This is a genomic window from Rossellomorea vietnamensis NBRC 101237, assembly GCF_001591825.1.
In the GTDB taxonomy this organism is placed as follows: domain Bacteria; phylum Bacillota; class Bacilli; order Bacillales; family Bacillaceae_B; genus Rossellomorea; species Rossellomorea vietnamensis.
This window is the reverse complement of record NZ_BCVQ01000012.1, coordinates 50,642-72,496: the sequence shown is the minus strand read 5'-3', so window position 1 is coordinate 72,496 and position 21,855 is coordinate 50,642. Positions and strand designations below refer to the sequence as shown.

The window sequence follows — 21,855 nt, the reverse complement described above, 5'->3', positions numbered from 1 at the left end:
GATTCGAATTATTCCTATTTTATTTTTCAGTTTTACGGCGTTAACATTAATGACGTATCAAGGCATTGAAATATTCCATGCCCTAAACGATTTTATTTTCAACAAAAGTAAATTAAAATAAAGGGTATTAAGATTTAGAGCAGGTGATTGTGTGAAAAGAATCTTAGTCATTGAAGATGAAAAGAATCTCTCCCGATTCATCGAATTAGAACTGAAATACGAAGGGTACGAAGTCGGCCTGGCCTATGATGGGAGAGATGGCCTGGATCAAGCCCTTAACGAAGAATGGGACATCATCCTCCTGGATCTGATGCTTCCCGGCTTAAATGGATTGGAAGTATGCAGAAGAGTCAGGCAGGTCAAAGCCATCCCGATCCTGATGATTACGGCAAGGGATAGCGTAATGGACCGTGTATCTGGGCTTGACAGCGGGGCGGATGATTATATCGTCAAACCCTTTGCCATTGAAGAGTTGTTAGCAAGGCTAAGGGCTGTGTTCAGACGCGCAGTAAAAGAGGATCCCGCTCAACAGACCTCGTTTCAATTTCGGGATATCATCGTATATAAGGAGTCCAGGCAAGTTTTTAAGCTTGAAGATGAAATTGACGTGACCAAACGGGAGTATGACCTTCTACTTGCTTTTTTAGAGAACAAGAATATTGTCCTGACCCGTGAAGTCCTCCTCAACAAAGTATGGGGATACGATACGGAAGTGGAAACGAATGTTGTGGACGTTTACGTTAGGTACTTAAGGAATAAAATAGATTCCCCAGGCGAAGAGAGTTATATCCAGACCGTACGTGGAACCGGCTATGTGATGAGGACATGAATACATTCATCAATCGACTTAAGCCTTCTTCCCTAAAGGTGAAGTGGGCATTTGCAGCCGGGTCAGCCATATTCCTTGCCTTTTTTTTATTCAGTTTTTTTCAATATCACGCTATTAATAAATGGATGCTTGATGAAGAAGAAAGTAACTTTGGGCGGGTATTGGATGAAATTACTGTCTTCTTTAAACAGAGAGGGAACGATATCCAGCTTCAGGACATATATGATAGCCGGATCCTAATGAAACAAATAGCTGAAAAAGACCAGACCATACGGATATTGGATCATCAAGGGGAACAGGTATTGGAAATCAGGGGAGAAAATGAGTCAGCCTTTTATGTGCCATTTCAACCTGTCAATGATAAATCTGTGGAATTGATAGAATCTGAAGGCAAGAAGATGCTCATTGGGCGTTCACCCATCAAATCGACCCGATTTAATGGATATGTCGAAATCATACAGCCATTGAACCGGTATGCAAACATCATGAAGAATCTTTTTTGGATGATGACCATCACGGGCATCTTGGCTCTATTGATCAGTGCTGTCATTGGGTATTCTATGGCGAAAAGCTTTGTCCGCCCATTGAATAAACTTTCTGAAACAATGAGATCCATCGAAAGAAAAGGATTTCACGAAAGAGTGGAGATTGTAAAGGCCCATGATGAAATCAGTGACTTATCCCAGATTTTTAATAAAATGATGAGTCAGATCGAAAAATCATTTCAACAACAGCAGCAATTTGTGGAAGATGCTTCACATGAATTGAGAACCCCGATCCAGGTACTTGAAGGGCATCTTGCTTTATTGAACCGTTGGGGAAAAAAGGATCCAACCATACTGGAGGAGTCTTTACAAGTATCATTAGATGAACTTGAGAGAATAAAACGCCTTGTAGGTGAATTACTGGAGCTTTCCAGAGCAGACAGGGAAAAATTCGATTTGGAAAACGCCAGGGCAAATGTACAGAAAGTAGTGGATAAAGTAATGAGGGACTTTAGGTTTCTTCATCAGGAATACACTTTTTCTTGTTTTGATGATTTAAACCAAGAAGCATTGGTAACCATTATGCCGAGGCACTTGGAGCAGATCATGATCATCCTGTTGGATAATGCCGTGAAGTATTCTGATGAGCATTCCACTATTGAAGTGAAGCTAATGGACTCTCAGGAAGACATTATCATAGAAGTCAAGGATGAGGGGATCGGTATTCCCGAGGAAGACCTTCCTAAAATATTCGACCGCTTCTATCGGGTGGATAAAGCAAGAAGCCGCGAGAAAGGTGGATATGGACTGGGATTGGCCATCGCTTCGAAGCTGGTCCAAAACTATGAAGGGGAGATCACGGCCATTGGAAACAATCCTCACGGGACCATCATTCGACTATCCCTTAAACAAATCCATTGAATTTACAGACGTCTCAATATTTTTCTGAGACGTCTATTTCTGTGTACTGCATGTCAATGCTTTTAGGGATTTTCAGTTCCAGGATCCCATCTTTGTATTGAGCAACAGCGCCTTTTTTCTTTACCAGACAAGGGAGGGTGATCACTTGTCTTTCGTCACAGCCGGGTATGTTTTCAATGATTGCCTGATTTGACGTGTGAAAAATCTTCAGATGCTTCATCCATTCCTCATTCGGTACTTGGAAACGAATATAGATATCTTCAAAGGTTTCGAACACATTGGTAGGAATTGCGGAATTGGACCTGGGTGCTTCCTCGCGTTTCGTTTGCTGCCCCTGGTTGCCCATCGGATTCATAAAGGATTGTGCCCCATTCATCATATCATTCGGATTCATCATGCTATCCCACCCGCCTGGAAACATCTTCTTCATCATACCTTGAATATAGTTATCCATATCTTTGGGGTTCATTTGATTCATTTGATCTTTCATGTTTTTATTGAAAGGGAATAAACTCCATGGGAACATGTGAACCACCTCACTTTAAACATAATAAATAGCCCTTTGTTTCCTTCTGATTCTATCCTATGCATTGGGTGGGCGATGAGTTCATTTCTGGAGATGCAAGAGGAAGGTTGGGAATGAAAAATCTTTATCTATGACTCTGTTAACATAGTACTAAACAAAAAATCGTGCAAAATAACAAAAAATATTTGGTTTTTTTAGGTAACAGTAGTAAGATGGTTTATGAAAAAAGTACCCTAACATAGGGATACAAGAAGGTGAAAAGAGAAAGCGCTTAATAAAATATTATTTCAGAATAGTCGTTATTCAGAAAGGTTTTCATGTATTTTATTATGGGAATATAAGTAATATCCCCATAAGAAGTAAGGAAAACAAAATTTTAAGAAATTTGTTATAAAGACTTTATCTTACTACTGCACAGTGATAAAATGTCCTTGTAAGCGTTTTTATGTATTAAAAATTACTATTCTTGCATAATGAATACCGTTGATTGAATTGTAAGAATACATGATACCCAAATTATACTAACTGGCAAAATAGTTGGAGGTTTTTCACAATGAAAAAGCAATCTGCAAAAGGGGAACCGTGGCAATCGTTTTACGGACCAAACCTTGGTTATGTAATGGAGGTTTATGAACAATTCCTTGAAGATCCAACGGAAGTGGATCCGGAACTAAAGGAATTATTCGAACAATGGGGGCCTCCCACCGTTGAAGACGTAAAGGTGATCGCGAGCGCCCAGCACGGTGATTCATCGTTTACACTACCCGAACAGCCTACTGCCTTGAGTAAAATGGTGGCTGCGGTTAAATTAGCAGATAATATTCGTACATATGGTCACTTAGCTGCGGATATTAATCCCCTAAATGACCGGAATAAGGATACCAGAAGAATTGAACTTTCTGAGTTTAATCTAACGGAAGAAGATTTAAAACAGATACCTGTCGATTTCTTATGTCCGAATGCACCTTCTCATATTAAAGACGGTCTTCAGGCCATTCAGCACTTAAGACAGGTATACACAAATAAGCTGGCATTCGAATATGCTCATGTTCATGAGCTTGAAGAGAAAAATTGGTTAAGGGAAAAGATCGAGTCGGAATCCTATTTCACCCCGCTTTCCAAAGAGAAGAAATTGGCGTTATTGAAACGTCTTGCCCAAGTGGACGGGTTTGAAAAATATGTTCATCGCACCTTTGTTGGTCAAAAGCGCTTCTCAATTGAAGGATTGGACACGATGGTTCCATTACTGGACGAGATGGTTCGTTATTCTGTTGAATCAGGTGCTAAAACCGTCAATATCGGAATGGCTCATCGAGGACGCCTGAATGTTCTGGCACATGTCATCGGTAAACCATACGAAATGATTTTTGCAGAATTCCAACACGCTCCGAGTAAGGACTTGATTCCTTCTGAAGGATCGATCGGCATTACGTTTGGATGGACAGGAGACGTTAAGTACCACTTGGGGGCAGACCGTGAGATCTCTCCTCAGCAGTCACCGACAGCCCGTGCACGGGTGACGCTTGCCAACAACCCGAGTCACTTGGAAGTTGTCAGCCCGATCGTTGCAGGATACACGCGTGCAGCCCAGGAAGTACGTGAAGATAAAGGCTACCCTGAGCAGTCCCCTGAAGCATCATATGCCGTCATGATACATGGAGATGCTGCCTTCCCGGGTCAGGGTGTCGTAGCCGAAACATTAAATATGAGTCAACTGCGCGGATACAATACAGGGGGATCCATTCATCTGATCGCCAACAACATGATAGGATTCACAACTGAAAGCCGTGATTCACGTTCAACTAAGTATGCATCAGATACGGCCAAGGGCTTTGAAGTTCCGATTGTGCATGTCAATGCAGATGATCCCGAAGCATGTCTTGCTGCAGCAGTCCTTGCCTATGAATATCGTAAAACATTCGGTAAAGACTTTGTCATTGATTTAATCGGCTACAGACGTTTTGGTCATAATGAAATGGACGAACCGATGGTAACGAATCCATTGATGTACTCAGTCATTCAGAATCATCCGAATGTTAAGAAGATGTACGCTGACAAGCTCATCTCTGAAGGCCTCTTAACAGATGCTGATGTAGAGAAGATGGATTCTGAAATCGAGGAAGAATTAAAAGCAGCCTATAATAAAGTGCCGGCCAAAGATGATGATCCAGATACGGTCCTTGCCCCTCCTGAAGACGTGGCGAATGGACTTCCGGAAATCAATACAAGCGTCGATTTCGATAAGCTGGAAGGGTTAAACAGCGAACTGCTCCAATGGCCAGAAGGCTTCAATGTGTTCAAGAAATTAGATCGCATCCTGAAAAGGCGGAGCCAGGTATTCGAAGGAAAAGGGAAAATTGATTGGGCGCATGCCGAGACATTGGCTTTTGCTTCCATCCTTAAAGATGGAACGCCAATCCGACTGACCGGACAGGACTCTGAAAGGGGAACATTTGCTCAACGTCACCTGGTACTACATGATGAGAAGTCAGGTGAGGAATATATCCCGTTACACAACCTGAAGGATAGCCATGCGTCATTCGTCGTCCATAACAGTCCTCTTACCGAAACCGCCGTAGTTGGTTACGAGTATGGATACAATGTTTTCGCACCTGAAACCCTTGTCCTATGGGAAGCTCAATTCGGTGACTTCTCGAATATGGCACAAGTGATGTTTGATCAGTTCATCTCGGCGGGGCGCGCGAAATGGGGTCAAAAAACAGGTCTTGTCATGCTTCTGCCACATGGTTATGAAGGACAGGGTCCTGAACACTCCAGCGCCCGTCTGGAGCGCTTCTTACAGCTTGGCGGGGAATATAACTGGACAGTCGCCAACTGTTCAACAGCTGGTCAATACTTCCATATCCTAAGACGTCAAGCCGCTATCTTACAAAAAGAAGAAGTAAGGCCGCTTGTCATCATGACTCCAAAAAGCCTGCTGAGAAATCAGTTTGCAGCTGTAACGGCAGAAGAATTAGCCAATGGGGAATTTCATTCAGTCCTTGAGCAAAAGGGTCTTGGGGATAGCCCGGATACTGTAGAAAGAGTTGTGTTATGCAGCGGCAAGATTGCGATTGATGTAGAAGAGAAGCTTCAGGATCTCGATGATAAAGACTGGTTGCACGTTCTAAGGGTGGAAGAAATCTATCCTTTCCCTAAAGGGGATATTACAGCCATCTTAGAAAGGTATCCAAACCTTAAAGAATTGGTCTGGATCCAGGAGGAACCTAAGAATATGGGTGCATGGACATTTGCGGAACCTAGACTCCGTGACATTGCCCCTCAGGGTGTCGATGTGCATTATATCGGGCGTCGCAGGCGTTCAAGCCCATCCGAAGGAGAACCGACTGTACACAAAAAAGAACAATCCAGGATCATAAACGAAGCGTTAACCCGATAAGAAAGAGGAGGACATCACAGTGGCAGAAATTAAAGTTCCAGAATTAGCAGAATCAATTACAGAAGGTACGATTGCACAATGGCTGAAACAGCCAGGGGATTATGTTGAAAAAGGCGAATATATCGTTGAGCTTGAAACCGATAAAGTAAACGTGGAAGTCATTTCAGAAGAAGCCGGTACAATCCAGGAGCTTAAAGCTGATGAAGGCGATACGGTTGAAGTTGGACAAGTGATTGCCATTGTAGGTGCAGGCGGAGAAGCCAATGCCACTTCAGATGCAAAGGAAGAAGCGCCTAAGAAGGAAGAGAAGACGGAAGAAGCACCAGTTGAAGAAACACCAGTCAAAGATGAGAAAAAGAATCGTCCGATCGCTTCTCCGGCAGCTCGCAAGTTAGCCCGTGAGAAAGGCATCGATCTGTCCGATGTTCCAACAGATCCACTTGGACGTGTTCGTAAACAGGACATAGAAGCCTATAGCAATAAACCGGCAGAAGCTCCTTCTAAACCTTCTGCACAGGAGAAGAAGGCTCCAGCAAAGAAAGATGATGGAAAGCCAGTGGTACGTGAGAAAATGTCCCGCCGACGTCAAACCATCGCGAAACGATTAGTCGAGGTTCAGCAGACAGCTGCCATGCTGACGACATTCAATGAAATTGATATGAGTAAAGTCATGGAGTTACGGAAACGCAAGAAGGACAAATTCTTTGATGACCATGATGTAAGACTTGGTTTCATGAGTTTCTTTACAAAGGCAGTGGTAGCGGCGCTTAAGAAATTCCCTTATGTAAACGCTGAAATTGATGGGGATGAAATCGTCCTTAAGAAGTTCTACGATGTCGGCGTAGCCGTATCCACGGATGATGGATTGGTTGTACCTGTCGTACGTGACTGTGAACGAAAGAATTTCGCAGAAATTGAAGGGGAAATCATGGAACTGGCTACTAAGGCCAGAAACAATAAGTTATCCCTTGGAGACCTGCAAGGTGGGTCATTCACCATTACAAATGGTGGGGTATTCGGCTCATTACTTTCCACTCCGATCTTAAATGGACCACAGGTTGGAATTCTGGGAATGCATAAAATCCAACTTCGTCCTGTAGCCATTGATAAGGACACAATGGAGAATCGTCCGATGATGTACATTGCTTTATCATATGATCATAGAATCATTGATGGAAAAGAAGCGGTTGGATTCCTGGCAATGGTTAAAGACTTACTTGAAAACCCTGAAGATTTACTTCTTGAAGGGTAAACCACTCTGATTGAATAGTGATAGATGAATGTTTGGCTGATTCATATGACCCCTGGTGGTATATGAGTCAGCCTTTTTTTCACATATTTTAACCATGAGCATAAAATGTGGTTAAACAAAATAAAGTTTCCTTAAGGAAAATTGTGGACAACAGCCGGAGAGGGTGGGGGAAATGAACGCTTATCACTCAAAAAAAGTGCTTCAATATTCTTATTTATTTCATAAGATCGGACTTCTGGATCACGATCAATTTAAGCAAATAGAGGAATACCATGGATTAAAAGTCATGAAAAAAGACAGACTCAAATGAACGTGAGTCTGTCATCAATATCTCAGGGGGTGAGATCGTTTGATTTTTAATTTTTTTGTTTATTTACAGCGTCAAGATTTCCTAAAAGGTTTCAATCCACGGTTACGAATTTCTTTCTTAAGAAGCGATATCCAGTCTTGATCATTCCCTTGTTTCTCAGCATCACGATAAGCTGCCACCAACTGTTCATTACTTAAGATTTTCATGACCAACCTCCCAGGAAATGTATAAAATATAGAATTTTCTATATTTTCTATTTATTCTACAGAGAAAACATTCATTTGAAAAGTGTTTTTTCATAAATTCCTTCTAAAGTTGTATTTTTAGTTGTTTTGTTGAAACTGGTTTAAAGAAGGCGCTTTTTGTCTTGTGAGACCAGGGAGGAATTGTTGGATTTTGTCGACAGGGGGATACCGGACTATTTAACCTGTATTAGAGGTATGGAGTAATTAGTTTGAAAATTTAAATTTTTGTGATAATATACACGCATAAGGAACTGAAATTTCACCTCTTGAATCACTTACGGAAGGTTCCGGTTTATACAGGGTCATACTAAAGGGGGAATATCATTTGTCGGAGATTTTACACACTACAGTAGGGGATCTTCTCGAAGAAAAAGCACGCATTCAGCCGGACATTGAAGCGGTCGTCTATGCTGACAGGGGGTTAAGATGGTCCTATCATGAATTTAACCAATTATGCAGACAGGCCGCAAGAGGCTTCATGAAACTTGGCATCAATAAAGGGGATCATATAGCCATTTGGGCATCGAATACACCTGAATGGTTAGTGAGCCAGTTCTCCACCGGTAAAATGGGTGCCGTACTGGTCACAGTGAACACAAATTATCGAAGTGCTGAATTAGAATATTTACTAAGACAATCAGATAGTCAGACGATTATTTTGATGGAAGAATTCAGAGGTGCGTCATATATTGACATGCTCTATGAAATCTGTCCGGAATTGAAATATTCTGAGCCTGGAGAGCTAAAAAGTGCCAAACTGCCTTTCTTGAAAAATGTGATTGTTCTAGGGGATAATTCCTATCCGGGTACATATAGCTGGGAGGACATCATGGAGAAAGGGAAGGAAGTGGAAGAGAATGATCTTGACGTAAGACTTTCCAGCCTATCCCCTCATGATGTCATCAATATGCAATATACGTCAGGGACGACAGGGTTTCCGAAAGGGGTCATGCTCACTCATTCCAATATCGTAAATAATGGGTATAATATCGCCGGATGCATGAGACTCGGAAATGAGGATCGTTTGTGCATTCCAGTTCCATTCTTTCATTGCTTCGGGTGCGTTCTGGGGGTCCTTGCTTGTGTTTCTGTAGGAGCCACAATGGTCCCCGTACAGGAATTCGATCCCCGTCTGGTCTTGAAGACGGTCCAGGATGAAAAGTGCACAGGCCTTCATGGAGTGCCTACCATGTTCATTTCGGAGTTGAATCTCCCGGATTTCGATCAATATGACCTATCCCATCTTCGCACAGGTATCATGGCAGGCAGTAATTGTCCGATTGAAGTGATGAAAGGGGTCATGGACAAAATGGGAGCAGATGAGATTACGATCGCCTATGGGCAGACAGAGTCATCTCCCGTGATCACCCAGACACGTACCCATGATCCGATTGAATTAAAGGTCGAAACCGTTGGGAAATCACTGCCTAATGTCGAAGTGAAAATTGTGGAGCCCGGTTCAAATCGGGAAATCCCTTATGGAGTACAGGGAGAATTGTGTACCCGTGGATACCATGTCATGAAAGGGTACTATAAGAATGAAGAAGCGACAAGGCTTGCCATTGACGATGAAGGATGGCTTCATACGGGTGATTTAGCCGTCATGGATGAACATGGTTATTGCAGGATTACAGGTAGATTAAAAGATATGATCATTCGAGGTGGTGAGAATATTTATCCGAGAGAGATTGAAGAATTTCTTTATTCCCATCCTAAGGTCTTGGATGTACAGGTCATTGGGATTCCGGATGAGGTTTATGGTGAAGAGGTCATGGCCTGGATCATATTGAAGGAAGGACAAACTGCTACCTCTGAAGAGATCAGGGAGTATTGCACCGGAAAGATTTCACGGCATAAAATCCCAAGATATATCGAATTCACTGATGCCTACCCGATGACTGCTTCAGGAAAAATCCAAAAGTTCCGTTTAAGGGAGCAGGCGAAGCAAACCGCCATCCCCAAAAAGTAAATGAAAAATTGAAAGCGTTTCCTCTTAAAGGACATCTCTGCCGTTATGGTGGAATGTCTTTTTTTATGAAGATTTGTATAAGGAAAGCAGAGGATACTGAAATTTTAAAGATCATTTGATAAAATATAAGAAAGCTAGGTTAGATGATTAACTGTAATGAAGTTATGTTAACAAGAGAAAGGGGTAACAGGGTGTACGTTTTTGTCTATGGTACGTTAAGAAGACACGAAAGTAATCATTCCTTACTAAAGGATGCTTCATTGGTCAGGGAGCAAGCCTGGGTAGAAGGAATTCTATATGAAACGAATAAAGGTTATCCAGCCCTGAAAGAAGGCAATGGAACAGCCTATGGCGAAGTATATAAGATCGACTCCGACATCTTATCGAAGATCGATGAGCTTGAGGATTTTCTGGAAGATCGTGAAAAGAACCTATTTATCCGAAAACTTAAAGAAGTGGAAACAGACACCGGAACCCGGGAAGCATTTGTCTACTATTCCGAAGACAAAGCATTATTTCAAGAAGAAATTCCTTCAGGAGACTGGAAGGTCCATCAATTTCTTAAGGAAAAACCAGAAAGTACACTATATTTCGCATACGGATCCTGTATGGATGATGATCGATTTAAAAAAGCACAGGTGGATCACCATTTTAAAGATTGCCTTGGAGCGGGGGTATTGGAAGGATATACAATGAAATATCTCTTTCAGGTACATGATGGAGGCCGTGGAGATATTATTGAAGATGGAGGAACGATGGAAGGGGTTGTATATGATATCCCCAAAGAGGCTGTAGAGTACCTGTTTACAAGGGAGGGGGTCACCCCGGGTTGGTACAGGGCGGCTTTCATCGACTTACTGATAAACGGCAAAACGTATGAAGATGTACTGACCTTTATCGTAAAGGTGAAATACGATGAAACATGTCCTCCCGATCATTACGCCAGGGAAATCCTCAGGGGAAGCCTTCCACATGTCAGTCGGTCTTATCATGAAAAACTACAAAAACAGTTATTGGAAATAGGTATGACGAAAGATCAAGTGGAGAATCTCCTTACCTCAAGTTAAGGTACGGGCGCTTCACGAATCATGAGTGGTTTTCGTCTTAATCCGATAGGGTATTTAATGAGTGACCAGGTGGGTTCAGGGAGAGACACAAAATGCATTGTGTGAAAAGAGGTGTGTGATGGACTTTTTACTTCATTTGGTTGATCAGTTTGGTTATATTGCCATGTTCTTATTCAGTTGGGTCGTGTTTGTTGGTTTACCGGTACCTAACGAACTGGCTGCCGCATTAGCCGGATATCTCTCTGAATGGAGACATTTTAATCCGTACACCTCTTTTTTGTTTATGTATAGTGGATTGATTTCCTATGGAATTTTTGCCTTCATGAATGGACGATATTTTGGCACTAAGCTATCATCGCGGATGAGGAATGGGAACAGATCCAAAAAGCTCATTGATAACGGAGAAGCTTGGCTGAATAAATACGGTCCATTGGCGATTTCATTCAGTTATTTTATACCGGGTATCAGGTTATTCATGCCATATATTGCAGGTACAACAAAAGGAATCTCCTTCATGAAGTATCTTCTTTATGCCCTTCCATCAGCTTTCGTATGGGGAATCGTCTATTTTCAGATTGGACGGTACTTCCCTAAGAGCTTTCAGGTGCTGTTAGAGGAAGTAAGCCTAAAAGCGGGGATCATTTTTGTCATTCTATTTGTTACACTGATTATTTATGGACTCTTCTTCACTATGAAAAAAAAGCAACAGTACAGCAAAGTAAGGTATCGGAAATAATAAAAGACTGATGGAGGTATTGTCATCAGCCTTGTTCATCTATCATGATCGTGAAATACTTTCCGAATATCCCTATCGCTTTAACCGTGATTCTGGAACCTTGCTCATCTTCATAGATCTTGCCAATTGTGTTAAACAGCAAGTACCCATTCTTAATATTTGATCCTGTTTCAATCAGGGTTGTATAGGAATTCCCCTCCATTTTTTTTGTGCAGGTTATGGAAGCGTGGCATTCAATATCGTATTCATTTAATAGCCAAGAGTAAAACTGTTCTTCATTCGGCCGGTGCGTGCTCATATAAAATAGTAGAAGGATGGAGAAAATCATCCCTATTCTGATTAATCCTTTTTTCACGAATATCGAACCTCTCCCAATATGTTATCTCCTATAATATACCATATAACAATTGTTCGGTGTGTCAAAATCCATAAAAAATCGACAAAAAACTATATAAGGGGCGTCGGAAATCGGTTCAGCCGAATTCCGGTTTAGATAGTAGTTGAACTAATGCGCCTGTAAGAATATACTAGTAGCATAGTTCCATTGAAAAGGAGGTTATCGACTTGATCCATAAAACTTGGACGGAGAATCATTCGAATAAAAAGATAAAGTGTTTACATACGGACGCAAAGAAATACACAGTTGCGAATGTCCTTACAGTTGGGAAAGAATATGAAGTGAAAAACGAATCAGAAGAATACTACTTCGTCATCGATGAAAGTGGCAAAATGGGAGGATTCTACAAAGAATACTTCGAAGAGGTCTAAACCATCCTCCAGCTGATTTTTTCCTGAACGGAAGAAATCAGCTTTTTTCATGTTAACTTAACGAAAGAAATATTCATGAACTTCATATTAATATTGCATTGTTCAAAGTGCTTGAAAATCGGGATGGATGGGGAGACGAGAAATGAAGAAATCTTTTAGTAAACGGATGGTTACTCTAGAGGACATGTCATCACTGAAAGAATTATTTATGAACTATGAACGGAAGGCATTTGGAGAAAGGCAAACCAGCGAAGAAGAAATACATGAGATGGTGGAATCGGTTCCAGAAACGGATCGGATAGGTCTTTGGCATAATGGTAAATTGGCTGCCCTCTCCATATTGACTGAAAAAGATCATCGCCTGCCCTCTTTAATTCTTGCTAAACCAAATGAACATATGGATCATTATATAAAGGAAATGGTAAAAGAATTAGTATCATCCGCTAAAACCCGACAAATGATGAAAGGTGAAAACAAAACGATCATCTTATCTGCCAACCTTGAAGTAGAGAAAAAGACTCTCGAACAATGTGGGTTTACTGCAACCCGCTTCTGGTTTCAGATGAAAAAGGATCTTGAAGATTTAACGTATATCTCCATTCCTTCCTCTTATCAGATAACAAGTTTCAATCCCGATACTGAAACTCATTGTCTTCATGAACTCTTCGAAGAGGTTTTTTCGGACCATTTTGATTATCACCCGACTGAATTGGAAGAATTCAAGAAGCGTTTCCTTCGCCCAACATTCGATCCTACTCTTTGGTACCTATTGAAAGAAGGAGACCATCTCATAGGATTTATCCTTTGTACTGTCAATGAAGAGACCAGGATGGGGGAAATCACTCATTTGGGTATACAGAGAAACGTGCGTCGCAGGGGACTTGCCCATCATTTACTTCATTACGCATTCCACAAGCTGAAAGAACGCGGGATGAAAACAGCAGCCCTATCCGTAGACAGCGACAGCTACACCGATGCCACAATCGTCTATCAAAAAGCCGGTATGTATGTCTATAGGGGATTCACCAGATATGATTTGAACATATAAAAGGTTATCACACCCGGCAAAGGGTGTTTTTTTCTTGATCTGCCGGAATAATAAATGTGTGCAGACCCTTTGCAGTGTAAGCGCTATTACATGTAGAATGACTAATATGTGAATTGGAAAGGATGTCAAAGCATGAATTTGGAAAGAGAACTACCGGAATCGGTCACTCGTATAATAAATGAAAGAAAACAAGCATTCGCTGGTACTGAGAACCACTCATTGATCGGGGAAGGGGGATATACGGCAAGTGAAGATTACATCATCGAGGACAGCATCATCTCCCTTTCCCTGGGGAAAAACCTTCTCCTAAAAGGACCTACGGGGTCTGGAAAAACAAAGCTTTCCGATACATTATCATCGATTTTTTCTCAGCCGATGCACAGTATCAACTGCTCTGTTGATCTCGATGCAGAAGCATTATTAGGATATAAAACGATCAGCGAAAGGGATGGGAAAAATACCATCGATTTCATTGAAGGACCTGTGATTCAAGCAATGAAAAATGGTCACCTGCTCTATATCGACGAAATCAATATGGCTAAACCTGAAACATTGCCGATTTTAAACGGTGTGTTGGATTATAGAAGAAGTATTACAAACCCATTTACAGGTGAAGTCGTGAAAGCGGCCCCCTCATTCGGGGTTGTAGCCGCTATCAATGAAGGGTATGTAGGTACGGTTCCGTTAAATGAGGCCCTTAAAAATCGCTTTGTCGTCATAGACGTACCTTATATTGAAGGAGAAACGCTGAAGAGTGTCATTGAAAGTCAAAGTAAGCTTACGGATGACAAGCTCATCGGCCAATTTGTAGATTTGTCTTCTGATTTATTGATCCAGGTGAAAAATGGACAAATTTCAGAGGAAGCAGCATCGATCCGTGCTCTCCTTGATGCCTGTGACTTGGCTTTGTATCTCCCTGCCAAGCGTGCGATACAGAGGGGAATTGTCGATAAGCTTGAAGATGAACGTGAGAAAGCGGCTATTCTGAATATAGCAGAAACCTTATTTGAATGAGGGATTTGTAATGCATCGATTTATTCAATTTAATGATGAAAATATTGATTCATTTTTAGTGATGGAAATGGCGGATCTTACAAAAACACTGTCAAAAAATGGGGATATGAACCTGAAGTATGGTCCGTTTTCTTATTTGGACTATAAAGAGGAAACGGTCTATGTCAGTCATTTCTGGGATCATCGAAAAAGAGATGATGAAGTCCATGGGTTGAAAAGTGATATCTACTTGAGGACCATCGGTAACCTCCATGAAACGGTGAAAGAAGATGTGATAAATTATATTGCAAAAGTAAAAAATACTTCGGTTCCACGTTTTGCAAAGCAATTATTTGTCATAGGGGAAGAAATACGATTAGAGGAAATTTGCAAATCCAAACGGCCGGGCACCAAAAGATCATTTGACACGAGAAGAACATTATACCGTCAGCACTTTGAAGCCCAGCTTAAAGTGAATTTGACGAAAAGCGTGTTTACAGATGCTCTGTTCAATTCGGTTTACCTTCTTCTTCACGCCCAATCCCCGTTGGAACAACCGGTCAAGATAAATGACGATATTGACCTGGCCATGCCGTTTATACATGGGCAGATTACCCGATTTTATGAGACCCGTCAGACGAAGGACGTTGTGAGGGTAGCTTTGGAGATTGTTGAGGTTGTGGATGAAATTGTTCAAAAAGATATGTTGAATGAATACTTCCATTTGCCTGAAGACGTCTATGAGATAGAAGAAATGTCCGGTGAAACCTTTGACGATCTAAAAAGGAAAGACCCCCTGGAGAATCATGATGTATTGGAAGAAGAAAGCACAGGGGAAGAAGAGATCATGGATGAAGAATTCCGTACATGGCACAGGGAAACAAGTGACAAAGGTGAATCATTCCTTCAGTTCGATCTGGATCAAGGTTCGCAATCCGACCTCATGGGAGAAGGTTTACGTGAAGGGGATGATGCTGATCAGGCGTTGGCAATGGTTCAAGGCTCTATGCAGGAGACAGAACGGGAGCAGTATCATAATGTAAAAGCCGAGGAGCAGGAGAGGGAAGAGTCAGGAGGGGGAGAAAGTGAGTATGGGAAGGACAATCGCTTCGCAGTACCTCACTTCCTGACCCCGTCTGTTCCCACTTCTGAAGAAAAGCTAGTGTATAGTCAGAACAAAGCGATGATTGCTCCATTTCAAAAAAAGCTTCAGAAGATGATTGAGAAAACATTGGAGCATAAGCGTATACAACCGCGCAGCGATCTGCATTTCGGCAGATTGAATAACAAGTTATTACGGTTCATAACAGATGATAATCCAAGACTTTTTTACAAAAAGCAGAATCCTTCCTCAGAGATAGACGCAGTGTTTTCTCTATTAGTCGATTGTTCAGGCTCCATGTATGACAAAATGGATCAGACGAAGCTCGGTATCACGTTGTTTCATGAATCGTTAAAATCTGTCAGGGTCCCACATGAAGTCGTCGGCTTCTGGGAAGACACGAATCGTGCGTCCAAGACCAGCCAGCCGAATTACTTAAATCCTGTGTTGAATTTCTATACTTCACTGAAACCAGGCAGTGGTTCTGAAATCATGCAGCTCCAGCCGGAAGAGGACAATCGGGATGGTTTTGCGATTCGTTTGATGACAGAAAGAATTCTGATGCGGAATGAAAAACAAAAATTCCTTCTTGTTTTCTCAGATGGTGAGCCTGCAGCCATGGAGTACGAACAAAATGGAATTGTCGATACACACGAAGCCGTTCTGGATGCAAGGAAAAAGGGAATCGAAGTCATCAACGTCTTTTTATCAAACGGTGAAATCGATGAATCCCAAAGAAAAACCATCCAAAATATTTATGGGAATTACAGCATCCTTGTATCAGATGTGGAAGAACTCCCGGAAGTATTATTTCCTTTACTCAGAAAGCTCCTATATAAGAGTATTTAAATGATAAAATGACGACTACCAGGTTACGCTGTAGTCGTCATTTTTTTTGCGTTTCCTTGTTATCCTTTTTCAATGTATGGTATGGATATGGATTTTAATATCCAAGGAAATTTCTGTATACTAAAGGAAGATAAGTCTTGGGTAGGTTAGTAAATAAACAAGATAGGGAAATGATAATAGTGTACAAGGGAGGAGGAGACATTTATGGAAGAGCTGGATATGCATCATATTTTCGAACTCGGTCTTATATTAGTTATGATTGCAGCCGGTATAACGGCGATTTCTAAGAAATTCAAGCAACCCTATCCGATTGCCCTCGTGATCGTTGGAGCGTTGATCGGGTTATTCAATATACCTGTATTGGAGCCGCTTAAGGCTTTCATTACAGAAGGTGAAGTTTTTAATTTCGTCATTATCACCTTGTTTTTACCAGCTCTTTTGGGAGAAGCGGCATTGAAGCTACCCTATTCCCATCTAAGGGCCAATAAAGAACCGATCATCGCTTTGGCTTTCGGTGGAACGTTGATTTCATTTTTAATCGTCGGTTTTTCAGCGTATTATTTCTTTGATTTCTCTATTCAGGCAGCTTTTGTTTTTGGTGCCCTGATGAGTGCAACGGATCCTGTCAGTGTATTAAGCATTTTCAAGAGTGTGGGCGTTAAGAAGCGATTGGCCGTTGTGATTGAAGGCGAAAGCTTATTCAATGATGGTTTAGCTGTTGTGTTATTCAATATTTCCGCCTTTTATCTTGTTTCATATATCGATGCTGGATGGGCGGGCCTTGGGAGCGGTTTGTGGGAGTTCATCAGAGTGGTCTCATTGGGACTGATCATCGGTGGTTCCCTGGGGTATGCCTTTTCGATTTTAACGAAGTACTACGATGATTATCCACTTGAAATCATTTTTAGTGTCATCCTATTTTACGGTTCTTTCCTTCTTGCGGAAAGTGTTCATGCTTCAGGAGTCATCGCCGTGGTCATTGCAGCACTGATTTTTGGGAATTTCGGCGGGAAGATCGGAATGAGTCCCACTACCAAGTTGAATATCAACAGTTTTTGGGATGTGGCAGCATTACTTGCGAATTCTTTGGTTTTCCTAATGGTCGGTCTTGAGATAACAAGGATCGACCTCCTTGAGAAATGGCCATACATATTCGCAGCCATACTTGTCGTATTAGTGGCAAGGAGTATAGCCGTTTATACAAGCTTGTCCCTTATCGGGAACTTCCCGCATATGTGGAAGCACATATTGAATTGGGGAGGATTGAAAGGATCTCTCTCGATTGCTCTTGTACTGAGTCTGCCACGGGACTTCCCAGGCAGGGAGGACGTGTTGATCCTTGGCTTTAGTGTTGTCTTATTCAGCCTGGTAGTCCAGGGACTTACCATCAAACCGTTAATCAATGTATTGGGCATTAAGCCTAAAGAGGAAGGAAATGAGGAATTCGAGAAATTACTTAGTCAGCTTCATCGTTATGAAATGGCGATATCAGAGATTCATCGTGTGAAACAAAAGCTCTATATCACTGACCCAATTTCGAAGGAGCTCATTGATACATACGAAAAAAGAATCGATATGCTGAAAGCACAATTGGATGACTTATTTGAACGCAACCCGGTCCTTAAAGAAAAACAGCTCTCTACACTTAGAAAACACGCCATGTATGCAGAATATGAGGCGGTTGCAAAGCTAGAAAAAGAAGAAATCATCAGTAGTGCCATTGCGGAGAATGAATATGACAGTATTACGGACAGCATCGTGCATAACGAGGAGAAATAAATCAAATTACGTCGATAAAAGGATTTCCCGGCATAAGTAGTAAGGGACCATGGGCTCTTCATCTTTGAAGAGCCCATGGTCCCTTTATTGCTATCGAAAGAATAAATCTCCAGTCTTACCAAAATGAATCAAAATCATAAAGGTAACATGATCATTTAAGATTCTCACGTTTCAAGATGCTCTTGAAATGTGAGAATGTATCGAAACTTGCTTTACCATGATACGCACCCATTCCGCTGGCGCCAACCCCACCAAAAGGAAGATAGTGAGATGTCATGTGGTTGATTGTATCATTGATTGCGCCGCCTCCAAATGAGATATTGGTCAATATTTCATCCTGAAGGGTTTCATTTTCAGAGAAAAGATAAAGTGCCAACGGCTTCGGACGCTTCACAATTTGATCAATCACTTCAGAAGTGTCTTCATATTCAATGATCGGGAGGATCGGTCCGAAAATTTCATCCTGCATGATCGGATCTTCCCATGAAATCGAATCAAGAATCGTCGGTTCAATGACGAGATTTTCACGGTCTGAGGCTCCACCGGTAACAATGCTCCCATTGTCCAGAAAGCTTTGCAGGCGATCAAAATGCCTTGTGCTAACAATGTGGCCAAAGTCTGGGTTATGAATGATATCGTCCCCGTAACTGGCATGGATGGCTCCTTTCAGTTTTTCCAACAGCTCGTTTTTTACTGCAGGATCGACGAGAACATAATCCGGAGCGACACATGTTTGACCCGCATTCGCAAATTTCCCTCTTGCAATTCGTTTCGCCGCTTCATCAATGTCCGCATCTGAATGTACAATTGTAGGACTTTTACCTCCAAGTTCCAGCGTCACGGGTGTTAAATGCTTGGCTGCAGCTTCAGCCACGATTCTCCCGACACCCGTACTTCCTGTGAAGAAAATGTAATCGAAATTTTCCTGGAGCAATGCAGTGCTTGTTTCAACTTCTCCTTCGACGACATGGAGATACTCTTCCTGGAAGTGATCATTGATCATGCCTGCAAGCAGTCTTGAAGTGTTCGGGGTCAATTCCGATGGTTTCAGGACAGCGGTATTGCCGGCAGCGATCGCTCCAACAAGGGGTGCCACGGCAAGTTGGAATGGATAGTTCCATGGAGCGATGACAAGGATCGATCCATAGGGCTCTGGATAAATAAAGCTCTTTGCCCCTGAATGTGTATCAGGTGTTTGAACTTCCCCAGGTGACGCCCATCCAGTAAGATTCTCTAAGGTGAAGTCGATCTCACCAAGGACAAGGCCGATTTCTGCCCGCTTAGCTTCAATTTCGGGCTTATTCAAATCTTCCTTTACAGCATTGATTATGTCATGTTCATGCGTTTGGATAAGATCCTTTAACTTAGTCAAAGCTTCTATCCTGAAGTTGGTATCCTTTGTAATACCAGTACGAAAGAATGATTGCTGTTTATTGATAAGTTCCTGGTAGTTTTCCATATTAAAAACTCCTCTTCTCTTTGATGAATAGTAACACTTATGCTTTTCCCGTATTGTACTGCAGATACTCTTGGGAACTATTTCTTGTGTTTCAATAAAATTGTGTGCAATTTATTGAGGCATCAATTATTTGCATGTGGAGAATGATAGTATAATCAAATCAGATATGCAAGATATATGATTCAGGAATCGAAAGACGAAGAATATAATGCCGGAATAAAATGAAAGGCCATTTCCACGATAGATTCGCAGGAATGGCCAGTGCTCATATTTATTAATTTGGTTACTTTCTGATTTCGATGAGTTTTTGTTTCAAATCATTTTCCATTGTGACCATTTCCTGTTCGGCCTGTTGTCGCTTTTGTCTGCCTTCCGCCTGTATGGCCAAGGTTTCTTCAATGGTGGAGATCAGGTTTTCCTGGGTTTTCTTCAGGGTGTCGATATCTATGATTCCCCGTTCGTTTTCTTTAGCGGTCTCGATGCTGTTTGTTTTGAGCATCTCGGAATTCTTTAATAGCAGCTCGTTAGTCGTGCGTGATACCTGCTTTTGAGCGGCTACAGCCTTCTGTTGATTCAGAAGGGTCAGAGCGATGGCGATTTGATTCTTCCAAAGAGGAATCGCTGTAAGGACAGAAGCTTGAATTTTTTCTGCCAATGCCTGATTTGTATTTTGTATCAAACGGATTTGAGGGGCGGACTGAATCGTCATTTGTCTGCTCAGCTTCAAATCATGGATTCGTTTATCCAATCGATCAAGGAACTGCATGGTATCATTGACTTCCTGGTAGATCAGCTCATCATCGGTTTCTTCTGCTTTCTTACGCAAAGAGGGGAGGAGATTGTGTTGGATTTCTTCCCGTTTGATTTCTGCAGCGGCAATATACATATTAAGGGCTTGAAAATAGTCTTTATTTTTTTCATATAAGGTTTCCAATAGTCGGTTATCGTCGAGCAGGGTCTTTTTCGAATGCTCGAGTCTAACTGAAATCCGATCAATCTGAGATCCGATTTTTTGGTATTTAGAAAGCACTTCCTGTAAAGAGGATGAAACTTTTCGAAAAAGCTTTTTAAATACGCCTTTTTGTTTCGTATTAAGCTCATCGGGATTCATTTGCTCGAGCTTCTTCATTAAATCGCCTAACACGTCACCGATCGGTCCGATATCCCGTTTTTGCACATGATCCAACATCGAATGTGAGAATGTCGACAGTTGGGTCTGAGCCGCTGTTCCATATTTTAGAATGGCTTCATAGTCCTTGTAGTCGATTTGTGCTGCTAATTGTTTGGCTTTTTCCTGCTGTTCCTTTGGCAAACGGTCAAGTAACAGGGGAGACTTTGTTTGTTCGTTCACCGCAGGCATTTCTTCCCCGAACGGGTTTGAAAGCAATAAATCCAGTTCTGATTGTTCATTTCGTTGTTCCATCATAAAACCTCCGACATTTATTTGAGATCTTTTTTGTTCGATAAATGCTGATTGGCGAAATTCAGTTCAAATTGCAGGTGATCCATGTCATCAGCCAGGACTTTATGTAAATCATTTTCCAAAGAACCTGTTAAATCGTCCAGTGTTGTACGGGTTTGCTGGAGAGACAGGAAGGTTTCTTTATTTTTACCAGGCTGGGAAGCCAGGAACGTATACTTCTCTGTGATTTCCACGACAGAATCTAAATGGTAGAAGAAGAAGGACTCAGCTGAAAAAAATCTCTTGGGTTCTTTTCTTACAAGTTGATAAATTCTTCGGCTTAATCGGTTGATCTCAAGGATTTGCTTAAAAGCTCCAAGCGATCTTACCCTTAACTGCTGACGCTGCAGCCGTTTTACCTTTTCTTTTGCTTCCTTTAAATTTCTGTTTATATATCGAAACTCCTGTCCGGAAAGACCGTTTTTATTCAACCACCATTTTTTTTGAAGAGCCTTAACGACCATGAAAAAGAGTACCCCGGTACCTACACCGGATAAGAGTGTAAGAGGAAATCCCATGTCAAAGAGGAGTAAGTAAGCGATAAAACTGCTGGTCCCCATACTGAAAGAGATGACCGCCCTTAATAAAAATTGCAGAAATGTGTTCATTTCATCTACCCCTTAATAAAGATGCTTATCTTACTTACGTTTCATTG

19 protein-coding genes are annotated in these 21,855 nt (G+C 41.7%); 13 read left to right on the top strand and 6 right to left on the bottom strand.

Annotated elements, in window-relative coordinates:
• Nucleotides 1-151: 151 nt before the first annotated feature.
• Nucleotides 152-829 (top strand): response regulator transcription factor, encoded by a 678-nt coding sequence (locus BVI01S_RS08940; protein ID WP_061809909.1) that lies wholly within the window; start codon nucleotides 152-154, stop codon nucleotides 827-829.
• Nucleotides 826-2,235: a HAMP domain-containing sensor histidine kinase gene (locus tag BVI01S_RS08935; protein WP_061809908.1), complete on the top strand. Its 1,410-nt coding sequence runs from the start codon at nucleotides 826-828 to the stop codon at nucleotides 2,233-2,235. The genes BVI01S_RS08940 and BVI01S_RS08935 overlap by 4 nt, the downstream gene beginning before the upstream one ends.
• Before the next feature lie 13 nt (nucleotides 2,236-2,248).
• Here BVI01S_RS08935 and BVI01S_RS08930 read toward each other — a convergent pair whose 3' ends face one another.
• Nucleotides 2,249-2,761, bottom strand: coding sequence for a spore coat protein (locus tag BVI01S_RS08930; RefSeq protein ID WP_034758876.1), 513 nt, complete (start codon nucleotides 2,759-2,761; stop codon nucleotides 2,249-2,251).
• A 553-nt stretch (nucleotides 2,762-3,314) separates the two neighbouring features.
• On the opposite strand from BVI01S_RS08930, the gene BVI01S_RS08925 reads away from it, so the two are divergent.
• The 3 genes from BVI01S_RS08925 to BVI01S_RS22525 all read left to right on the top strand — a co-directional run bounded on the left by BVI01S_RS08925 (nucleotide 3,315) and on the right by BVI01S_RS22525 (nucleotide 7,723).
• Nucleotides 3,315-6,161, top strand: a complete 2,847-nt coding sequence (locus BVI01S_RS08925) for a 2-oxoglutarate dehydrogenase E1 component (RefSeq protein WP_061809907.1) — start codon at nucleotides 3,315-3,317, stop codon at nucleotides 6,159-6,161.
• Between the two features lie 19 nt (nucleotides 6,162-6,180).
• Complete coding sequence (gene odhB, locus BVI01S_RS08920) at nucleotides 6,181-7,413, top strand: 2-oxoglutarate dehydrogenase complex dihydrolipoyllysine-residue succinyltransferase (RefSeq protein ID WP_034758881.1); 1,233 nt, start codon at nucleotides 6,181-6,183, stop codon at nucleotides 7,411-7,413.
• Between the two features lie 172 nt (nucleotides 7,414-7,585).
• On the top strand, nucleotides 7,586-7,723 hold the full coding sequence (locus BVI01S_RS22525) for a hypothetical protein (protein WP_156030008.1): 138 nt from the start codon (nucleotides 7,586-7,588) through the stop codon (nucleotides 7,721-7,723).
• Nucleotides 7,724-7,794: 71 nt separating this feature from the next.
• Here the strand turns inward: BVI01S_RS22525 and sda are convergent, their stop codons facing one another.
• Nucleotides 7,795-7,929, bottom strand: coding sequence for a sporulation histidine kinase inhibitor Sda (gene sda, locus BVI01S_RS08915; RefSeq protein ID WP_034758885.1), 135 nt, complete (start codon nucleotides 7,927-7,929; stop codon nucleotides 7,795-7,797).
• 373 nt (nucleotides 7,930-8,302) lie between these two features.
• On the opposite strand from sda, the gene BVI01S_RS08910 reads away from it, so the two are divergent.
• The 3 genes from BVI01S_RS08910 to BVI01S_RS08900 all read left to right on the top strand — a co-directional run bounded on the left by BVI01S_RS08910 (nucleotide 8,303) and on the right by BVI01S_RS08900 (nucleotide 11,740).
• On the top strand, nucleotides 8,303-9,937 hold the full coding sequence (locus tag BVI01S_RS08910; RefSeq protein ID WP_061809936.1) for an AMP-binding protein: 1,635 nt from the start codon (nucleotides 8,303-8,305) through the stop codon (nucleotides 9,935-9,937).
• Nucleotides 9,938-10,128: 191 nt separating this feature from the next.
• Entirely contained in the window at nucleotides 10,129-11,004 is an 876-nt protein-coding gene (locus BVI01S_RS08905) for a gamma-glutamylcyclotransferase family protein (RefSeq protein ID WP_051758253.1), read from the top strand.
• 118 nt (nucleotides 11,005-11,122) lie between these two features.
• Nucleotides 11,123-11,740 carry a DedA family protein gene (locus tag BVI01S_RS08900; RefSeq protein ID WP_061809906.1) on the top strand — a complete coding sequence of 206 codons (618 nt, stop codon included), beginning with the start codon at nucleotides 11,123-11,125 and terminating at the stop codon, nucleotides 11,738-11,740.
• A 25-nt stretch (nucleotides 11,741-11,765) separates the two neighbouring features.
• Here the strand turns inward: BVI01S_RS08900 and BVI01S_RS08895 are convergent, their stop codons facing one another.
• Complete coding sequence (locus tag BVI01S_RS08895; protein ID WP_034758887.1) at nucleotides 11,766-12,095, bottom strand: hypothetical protein; 330 nt, start codon at nucleotides 12,093-12,095, stop codon at nucleotides 11,766-11,768.
• A gap of 209 nt (nucleotides 12,096-12,304) precedes the next feature.
• On the opposite strand from BVI01S_RS08895, the gene BVI01S_RS08890 reads away from it, so the two are divergent.
• The 5 genes from BVI01S_RS08890 (at nucleotide 12,305) to BVI01S_RS08870 (ending at nucleotide 18,279) form a co-directional block, all read left to right on the top strand.
• Nucleotides 12,305-12,508, top strand: a complete 204-nt coding sequence (locus BVI01S_RS08890) for a DUF6501 family protein (RefSeq protein WP_034758890.1) — start codon at nucleotides 12,305-12,307, stop codon at nucleotides 12,506-12,508.
• A 142-nt stretch (nucleotides 12,509-12,650) separates the two neighbouring features.
• Nucleotides 12,651-13,556, top strand: coding sequence for a GNAT family N-acetyltransferase (locus BVI01S_RS08885; RefSeq protein WP_061809905.1), 906 nt, complete (start codon nucleotides 12,651-12,653; stop codon nucleotides 13,554-13,556).
• A 132-nt stretch (nucleotides 13,557-13,688) separates the two neighbouring features.
• The gene (locus BVI01S_RS08880) at nucleotides 13,689-14,570 is read left to right on the top strand and encodes an ATP-binding protein (protein ID WP_034758894.1); all 882 of its coding nucleotides are present in this window, start codon (nucleotides 13,689-13,691) and stop codon (nucleotides 14,568-14,570) included.
• A gap of 10 nt (nucleotides 14,571-14,580) precedes the next feature.
• The gene (locus BVI01S_RS08875; RefSeq protein ID WP_061809904.1) at nucleotides 14,581-16,500 is read left to right on the top strand and encodes a nitric oxide reductase activation protein NorD; all 1,920 of its coding nucleotides are present in this window, start codon (nucleotides 14,581-14,583) and stop codon (nucleotides 16,498-16,500) included.
• Between the two features lie 204 nt (nucleotides 16,501-16,704).
• Nucleotides 16,705-18,279, top strand: coding sequence for a cation:proton antiporter domain-containing protein (locus BVI01S_RS08870; RefSeq protein ID WP_061809903.1), 1,575 nt, complete (start codon nucleotides 16,705-16,707; stop codon nucleotides 18,277-18,279).
• A 151-nt stretch (nucleotides 18,280-18,430) separates the two neighbouring features.
• On the opposite strand, the gene BVI01S_RS08865 is transcribed toward BVI01S_RS08870, so the two are convergent.
• The 3 genes from BVI01S_RS08865 to BVI01S_RS08855 all read right to left on the bottom strand — a co-directional run bounded on the left by BVI01S_RS08865 (nucleotide 18,431) and on the right by BVI01S_RS08855 (nucleotide 21,808).
• Nucleotides 18,431-19,738, bottom strand: coding sequence for an aldehyde dehydrogenase (locus BVI01S_RS08865; RefSeq protein WP_061809902.1), 1,308 nt, complete (start codon nucleotides 19,736-19,738; stop codon nucleotides 18,431-18,433).
• A 283-nt stretch (nucleotides 19,739-20,021) separates the two neighbouring features.
• The gene (locus tag BVI01S_RS08860; RefSeq protein WP_061809901.1) at nucleotides 20,022-21,164 is read right to left on the bottom strand and encodes a toxic anion resistance protein; all 1,143 of its coding nucleotides are present in this window, start codon (nucleotides 21,162-21,164) and stop codon (nucleotides 20,022-20,024) included.
• Nucleotides 21,165-21,178: 14 nt separating this feature from the next.
• Nucleotides 21,179-21,808, bottom strand: coding sequence for a 5-bromo-4-chloroindolyl phosphate hydrolysis family protein (locus BVI01S_RS08855; protein WP_061809900.1), 630 nt, complete (start codon nucleotides 21,806-21,808; stop codon nucleotides 21,179-21,181).
• Nucleotides 21,809-21,855 lie beyond the last annotated feature (47 nt).